The sequence below is a fragment of the Mycobacterium sp. 1245852.3 genome (genome assembly GCF_001669335.1).
GTDB lineage: Bacteria > Actinomycetota > Actinomycetes > Mycobacteriales > Mycobacteriaceae > Mycobacterium > Mycobacterium europaeum_A.
On sequence record NZ_LZLL01000440.1, the window covers coordinates 1 to 6817 of the forward strand.

Sequence of the window (6817 nt, forward strand, 5' to 3'; positions counted from 1 at the left end):
GCCGATCTCCACCCCGTTATACGTCACCTTCGAACCCGGATCCATCACCAAACCGGCCCGCGACGCAATCATCGTCAGCTGCGTCTTCTCGGTGAATGCACCGCGAAACTGGCCGTACACCAAGGCCAGAATCAGCCCGCAGACAAGCATCATGGCGAGGGCGATCCACTTGTAGGGCGGGGTTCGTTGCGAGTTGATCTGCACGGGTGAGCTGGGACCTGTTTTCGTCGACAAGACCGCCGCCACCCCTCACGTCCGCGCCGCCGCCTGCCGGCGCGGCGACAAATCCACTCCCCTGCCTTTGCCAGGGGCTTCGTAACTGTGCACTAACGAAGTCAGTGAAATGTACCGCGACGGCCGAACTTGTGCGAACCGCTGTTCACAAATTCGTCGGGCGCCGCGGTTGGCAAGATGCCGGGTCTACGCTCGATGAGAACCTCGATGAGGACAACGAAAGGTGCGCGATGCTGGCAGCGTTCGGATTCGAATCCCTGGGTGTGGTCGTCGGCGACATGTACTTCATCGACCCGTCCCCGCTCGAAGGTCAGGAGACGCCGGAGCGCGGCGTCAGGCTGGAACTGCGCCTCGTCGACCGGGCCGAGCCGCAGGGCTCGATCTACGCCGGCGTCCCGATCGCGTTCACCCGCCCGGTGTGGCGGGTCGACCTGTTCGGGTCCACCGAGAGCCCACCCGGGACCCTGGACCGCGCCCATCACCACCCGCAGTTCAACGGGTGGGAACCCAGCCGCCGGCACTTCGTCCCCGAACTGTCCGCCGACCCGCTGGCCTGGTTGACCGAGCAGCTCGCCGACCCGGCCGCCGTGCTGGCCCGCGCCGGCGTCGACGCCGACCAGGTCAGCGAGGCCGACACGGCCGGGCTCGCGGCGGCCGCTCCGGAGATCGTCGCCGCCGTGAAACGGTTGCTCGACGGGGTGCGCAACGGCGAGCTCGCCCCGGAGCCCGCCGAGCCCGTCGCCGCCGCCCGCACCGGCTGGCTCTGACGTGCGTTAGCGTCGTCGGCGTGACCCTGAAAAACATCGCCCTGACCACCCTCGACGGCCGACCGACCACGCTGGCCGAATTGTCCGACGGCGCAACGCTGGTCGTCAACGTCGCCTCCAAATGCGGGCTGACGCCGCAGTACACGGCCCTGGAAAAGCTGGCCAAGGACTATGGCGACCGGGGCCTGACGGTCGTCGGCGTCCCCTGCAACCAGTTCATGGGCCAGGAGCCGGGCACGGCCGATGAGATCCAGGAGTTCTGCTCGACGACCTACGGCGTGACGTTCCCGCTGTTGGAGAAGACCGACGTCAACGGCGACGGCCGCCACCCGCTGTACGTCGAGCTGACCAAGGCCGCCGACGCCGACGGCCAGGCCGGCGACATCCAGTGGAACTTCGAGAAGTTCCTGCTCGCACCCGACGGCGAGGTGGTGCGCCGCTTCCGGCCCCGCACCGAGCCCGACGCGCCGGAGGTCATCAGCGCCATCGAGGACGTGCTGCCCCGCTAGGCATGAAAACGGCCCCCGGAGCTGTCTCCGGGGGCCGTTTTACCTGGTAGCGGGGACAGGATTCGAACCTGCGACCTCTGGGTTATGAGCTAACCGGTCGCGGTCTCCTCCGATGCACTTGGTCTCATAGTTGCACGTCAGCGACGTTCAGCCGTCCAAGCTGTCTCGCCTCATCTCGCTTGTTTGCATCGGTTCCACCGTGTTCCGTGGCCAAATCCGTGGCCAAACGCGCCAAGTGCAGCCGGCCAGCCATCTCAAGGGCGGCGCTTCATGGATGATCGTCAGTATTCATGACGACGGACGTAGGCGGTACATCTCAACGTTTTGGAGAACGCAGAGAACCGGGGTCCGGCGAACGATGAGGCAACGACCTCACGGTAGGCATCATCCGAGCACGTCGACCTTAACGGACCGCCGGCGGACCTCGTCGTGCTCGAAGCAACGCGGCACGAGCGCGGGACTGGGCCGAAACGGCACGCTGTGTCATCGACGGGGAACTGGAATCAGTCGCTACTGACCGGATCGGTCACCAGCAGCGTGGTTCGTACTACCTCTCAATCAATCTCGCCCGTCAGGCCATCGTTGCGTTGTTCGAGATCCGCGAGGACAGCCGTGAACAGCTCATGAGGATCGACGTTTGAAGCATGCACTCGCACGATCCGCGTTGCGCCTTTCGGCTCGATCTGCACGTGCCCTTGGGGATGTAGCGAGAAGTTGTTCGCTTCTCCTGCGGCACTGACAGTGCCAATCGGCTTGTAGTTGAACCGGCCCAGTTCTTTGGGCACCGTCGACAGGATATCTAGCTCGAGGCGTTCGGCGGTTGATTCATCGGGCAAGATCACCTTCAGCGAGGTCATGCCGCCAACGCTACCGAGCACTCCATAGCGCACGTTGACTGAAGTTCCGGTTCTGTGTTCCAGCGCTGGGTCTTCGGCTTCGCCGTCAGCGCATGCACCACTGGCAATCGTCAGTCGAGTTGTCGCACCTCGTCGGTAGCGTCGCACTCATGTTCATCGAATCCTGGAACGAAGAATTCCAGGCTCACTTCGTCGTCGGCGAGCATCCCCCGCCTGTATTCGTCTACGACGTAGCTCGAGCGTTGATCGGCAACGGAGTGATCACAGCGGCCTGGACGACATACGAAGTCGGGTGCGCATCATCGGAGGGCATCGAGCGGCCCGCGACTTGGCGGTCGTGGCTGGTGCTGGATCAGTCGTCCGTCGCCCATTTCGAAGTCGCCTTCGATGCCGTCTTCTATGACGAATACCAGGAACGCGATCGCGGTTCTCAACCTGTGCCCGGCTCGGTGACGACGTGCTGGCAACGCAGCCTGGCAGACGTCGTGGGTTACCGCATCACTGGCTTCGGCCCGGTCGCCGCGGAACCGAAGCGGTGGGGCGCTCTGCACGGCGTCGAACTCATCTTCACCAATGGACAAACCATTGAGTTACCTGGCGAGCTCGGGCTACATGGGCCAGATCGACGACTTGCGAACGACTTCCACGCCGCGGTGCGGCAGGCGCGTCCGCTCTGAGCGCGCGCCGCCCCACCGACGCGCTCACGTTCTCGCCATGGCCTACCGCCGTTCCCGAAGCTGGGCGATGACCGCGTGCGCCAGGTCCGCGCCAAGGTCACCGAAGGAGCTTGCCAGCCGACGCGTCGGCACCACGAAGTCGCCGCCGGCTCTCAGTTCGACCGGTCCCGACATCGCCACCCGTCCACCGCTACGGGTCCCGACCAGTCCCGGATTGCCCTCGCCGACCCGATCGGCCCGCGACAAGCAAGCGGCCAGTGTGACCGACTCTGTCTCGGGAAGCTCCGTTGCGATGACCGCGAACAGCGAGGCCAGATCGGTCTGCAAGCTCTGCTGGTCAACCAAGGCACCGATGATGTCCATGTCCAGCGAGCGAAATGCACACACCCCCGCCGAGTGGAGCAGCGCACCTTGAAACTGCTCGACCGTGAGCTGCTCGGGAAACGACCCCGAAGACGACGTCGCCGGCGGGCGAAGCGCCCACCCGAATCCGCCGGCAGCGCCGACGACCAACTCGTCACCTTCGGCCACCCACCCCAGGTTGCGCATATCGCGTGCTACCTGCCGAGCGCGTTCTTCCAATTGCCGTAGGCTCGGCGCGCTCGTCGCGCCGACACCCACCACGTGTAATTCGCACACCGGCGCAGACACCGACGGCGGCACGAAAGTGTTCCTCTGGCCGACGAATCCGCTTGCCGGGACAGGGGTCGTGGAAAGCGCGATCTCACTCAACCATGGCACGGCGATCGGTTCGGGCGGAGCTGTGCGGGCAACCGGCCCCCGCTCGGCGTCAAGCGCTTTTAGCGCCTCACCGACAGCCTGATTGCAACTGGTCGGATCAGTGAAGGAACGCCAGAGCCGGCCGTTGATGTAATGGCCGACCTCTCCTTTGAAGTCCACCTGCGCCGGTTCGTCGTCCTCCTCCACTGACTTGTTGAACACCAAGATAGGAATGCCACGCCGACGCGCCCGGTGGAACTCCTCCGCCGTGGGCGACAGACCCGTGTCCGGGAACGGCGTCCCGTACCGCGAAGCTAGCAACAACAGGTAGACATCGGCGGCTTCTACTCCGGCCAGGCAGGCCTCACGGCTCGACCGGTCTTGAGCCTCGAAGTCCTCAAACCTCAGCGGCTCGTGATCGAACAACCTCAGAAACGGCGGTAGTGCCGCGCGCTCCTCCTTCAGTAGGTGTGTCACCGAGGAGATGAAGACCTTCATGCCGAAGCTCCTGAGTCGCCGGTCGATCAGCGGGTCGCGTGCGGAATACCGGGACCCGCCTTCGACCATATCCGCGACCACCGACGCCTGCCCCTACCAGAACCCCGCAATCCGTTAGATCAAGCTCTCCGAAGGGCTTTACAACGACGAGATGTGCCGGGCGCCTGGCCCGCACCTTAAGAAGATGCGGGGGGAACTATATGGGCAGGTAGAACCTGGGCGCCTGTCAGTTTGGCGGGTCCACGATGTTGTGGCGGCGGCGGCCGTCTGGATCTGTCCAGCTGGTCTCCATGCGTGAAATGCGCGGTCTCACAGCTGTCGCGTTGCCAAGGGCGGGCGCCGCGGCAATAAGACTGTGTGTCCGCGCTGTCAGGCTAGGGTCGGGGCGCTCTGCTGGCGAGCACGGGAGAGCAGACTGGCATGATGGACGACGCCGCCACTGATGCCTGCGCAATGCCGACAACCAATCGCGTAGACATGGCGTCGCAGTTCGGGTCGACGGCACCTGGGTGCACGACCGGGTTGAAGCGGATATCTGTTGACTAAGCATGCATCTGAATCATCTCTCTTAGAGGGCGGCATCCTGCCTGCAGTTCGTGCTGTGCCTGGTCGATGTCGAGCGCCGTAATGGCGCCGTGGAGCACCAGCCGCGCGTCGAATCCGATCGCTGCACCGGCGAGGGCGAGGGTTCGGTTTAGGCCGGCGACGCCCGCATCTCGGATCGAGATCTTGAAGCGCTGGAATTCGAGGTGCCGCCACACTGTGTAGGGCGACGTCATTTGTTCGTCGAAAGCCCAACGTGCGTGCCACCCTAAATCCCTTGTGGCAGACAGGACCTCACGTGCTTGTTCGTCCTTAAACTTATTAAGGTCGAACTCGCGGACTCTTGAATGGAGCATGACTGAGGGTGTTGATTGTTGGGCACTGACCGCAGCAAGCGTTGAAGCCACTCGGCGCAGTGTGGCACGCATAGGGCGTGGGAACCGAGTCCAGACGAGGTTGTCATGGTCTAGCTGAATGTAGTAGCAGCCCTTGTACTTTCGTCCGTCTCCGAGTTCCTCGGGCACGTACTGGAGGTACCTTCCTTTGCGTTTGTCGATGCTGCCTTGGGGGACCCAACCAGTCCGAAAGGCCACCTTCTCGCCGTCAGCATCAGAGAGTAAGTCGATTTCGTAAACCGCTGGACCACGCAACATCATGTCCGCAATCCAGCTCAAGTGGTACCGAACGGCGGTCTCGAGTCTCGAGGACGGACCGGTCGGTGAGATCAGTCCATCTGTTACCAGATCCTCGATCTGCCTGCTGTGGGGCTCTAGCGAGACGGAGAAGCCACTGTCCGGATCGTCCCCCCAGGGCAAGATTTGCTCAGTGTCTTCGGTGAACATATAGCCGTAGAAATTGCCCCATCGGGGCTGACCGCGTTGGAGGCGATTGAGACGCTTGACGAGGTTGGCGTCGTTTTCGGCGGCCTCACGGGTATAGAACTGCGTGCGGCGGTGGCTACGAAGGCCTCGATGGGGATCACGCATTTGCATCAGTCTCCGCGGGTGTCGTCAGTGGAAGGGGTGGTGGTGGTGTCCGCTTGGGTCGCTGCCTCCGCAGCGGCGCGGTCCTCCTCAAATTGAGCGAGTGTTTGTGCCAGAGCGCGAGCGCTCGGAGGAACCTTGGCGTCGTCGCCGAGTTGTGGCAGAACGTAGTGAACGAGGAACAGATCGGTTGTTTTCCAGGTGATTCCGTATGCACCAGGGGCGAAGGCAGCAACGATCGGCGCAAGCGCGGTAGTCGGCCTCGTGTGAGGATTATCAAGATCAAAGGAGTCGAAGGGATCGGTGATGCCGCGCTCTTCGAGGAACTGGACCAGCTTCTGTTCGCGTGAAGCCCGCAGGACGTAGAGGTCGTTGAGGGAGAACGCAGAGTCGACATGTGCCACGATGTCGAGAAGGCTTGGCAGGAAGTCCTCGCCGAGCTGGTCACGCCGAAAATCCCACATCGGTCGGACAGCGTCCCAGATGCCTTCGCCATTGAGTTCCTGGAGCAGGATGGCATAGCCGCTGAGCTCCATCAGCGCGACAAGTGGTTCCACCGTGTAGATGAAGCGGAGGAGGGGCAGCTGTCCGGCGACATCTGCGATCATCCGTTGGGCTGCGGATTGATTCTGATTGAACAGAGTTGTGAACCAGTTCGTGGCCCGGTCGTGGTCGCCGTCGAGGATGGCGTCGAACGTTGCATTGAAGACAAACACGTAAGCCTGCCCGTAGAGATCTGGTTGTCGCTGATCATGTGGGCCAGCAGGCAGATTCGGCAAGCAGTCGGCGATATTGCCGATCACCTGCCTACGCAGGTCGGGGTCGAGCGGTGGCGATTGCGGTGGAGTCGGCCAGTCGGGATCGTCCAATGCCGCGCTCCTCCATCGGCGCAGACCTTGGTGGGCTGTACCGATTAGTTCCTGGTGGGTGGCGATCTTGTCGATCATTTCGAGCGCAGAAAATGCCACCATGACGGCCAGCTTCCAGTCCTCAGCGGCGATCGCTGACTGCACCATCAACGAGGCTGTA

General features: G+C 63.0%; 7 protein-coding genes and 1 pseudogene. 3 read left to right on the forward strand and 5 right to left on the reverse strand.

The genetic code is table 11. The features are described 5' to 3' along the window. Positions 1 to 153: pseudogene (locus A9W96_RS19660) on the reverse strand (MCE-family protein MCE1A); the annotation flags it as partial. Between the two features lie 311 nt (positions 154 to 464). On the opposite strand from A9W96_RS19660, the gene A9W96_RS19665 reads away from it, so the two are divergent. Together A9W96_RS19665 and A9W96_RS19670 are read left to right on the forward strand one after the other, a co-directional pair. Next, positions 465 to 1001: a hypothetical protein gene (locus A9W96_RS19665; RefSeq protein WP_066881664.1), complete on the forward strand. Its 537-nt coding sequence runs from the start codon at positions 465 to 467 to the stop codon at positions 999 to 1001. Between the two features lie 20 nt (positions 1002 to 1021). Continuing rightward, positions 1022 to 1510: a glutathione peroxidase gene (locus A9W96_RS19670; RefSeq protein ID WP_067142287.1), complete on the forward strand. Its 489-nt coding sequence runs from the start codon at positions 1022 to 1024 to the stop codon at positions 1508 to 1510. A gap of 554 nt (positions 1511 to 2064) precedes the next feature. Here A9W96_RS19670 and A9W96_RS19675 read toward each other — a convergent pair. Continuing rightward, on the reverse strand, positions 2065 to 2367 hold the full coding sequence (locus A9W96_RS19675; protein ID WP_067142289.1) for a hypothetical protein: 303 nt from the start codon (positions 2365 to 2367) through the stop codon (positions 2065 to 2067). A 149-nt stretch (positions 2368 to 2516) separates the two neighbouring features. Here A9W96_RS19675 and A9W96_RS19680 point away from each other — a divergent pair, with 149 nt between their 5' ends. Further along, a complete protein-coding gene (locus A9W96_RS19680; protein WP_156765326.1) occupies positions 2517 to 3044 on the forward strand; it encodes a hypothetical protein in 528 nt (175 codons plus the stop codon). A gap of 42 nt (positions 3045 to 3086) precedes the next feature. Here A9W96_RS19680 and A9W96_RS19685 read toward each other — a convergent pair whose 3' ends face one another. The 3 genes from A9W96_RS19685 to A9W96_RS19695 all read right to left on the reverse strand — a co-directional run. Next, on the reverse strand, positions 3087 to 4262 hold the full coding sequence (locus tag A9W96_RS19685; RefSeq protein ID WP_197499579.1) for a DUF4062 domain-containing protein: 1176 nt from the start codon (positions 4260 to 4262) through the stop codon (positions 3087 to 3089). Between the two features lie 542 nt (positions 4263 to 4804). After that, positions 4805 to 5791, reverse strand: a complete 987-nt coding sequence (locus A9W96_RS19690) for a hypothetical protein (protein ID WP_156765328.1) — start codon at positions 5789 to 5791, stop codon at positions 4805 to 4807. 5 nt (positions 5792 to 5796) lie between these two features. Next, on the reverse strand, positions 5797 to 6817 hold a 1021-nt coding region (locus A9W96_RS19695; RefSeq protein ID WP_231999749.1), incomplete at its 5' end, for a hypothetical protein.

Coding starts and splice junctions, on each gene's coding strand:
- A9W96_RS19675 (WP_067142289.1), bottom strand. CDS start 2,367: ATGACCTCGCTGAAGGTGATCTTGCCCGATGAATCAACCGCCGAACGC.
- A9W96_RS19690 (WP_156765328.1), bottom strand. CDS start 5,791: ATGCGTGATCCCCATCGAGGCCTTCGTAGCCACCGCCGCACGCAGTTC.
- A9W96_RS19685 (WP_197499579.1), bottom strand. CDS start 4,262: ATGAAGGTCTTCATCTCCTCGGTGACACACCTACTGAAGGAGGAGCGC.
- A9W96_RS19680 (WP_156765326.1), top strand. CDS start 2,517: ATGTTCATCGAATCCTGGAACGAAGAATTCCAGGCTCACTTCGTCGTC.
- A9W96_RS19665 (WP_066881664.1), top strand. CDS start 465: ATGCTGGCAGCGTTCGGATTCGAATCCCTGGGTGTGGTCGTCGGCGAC.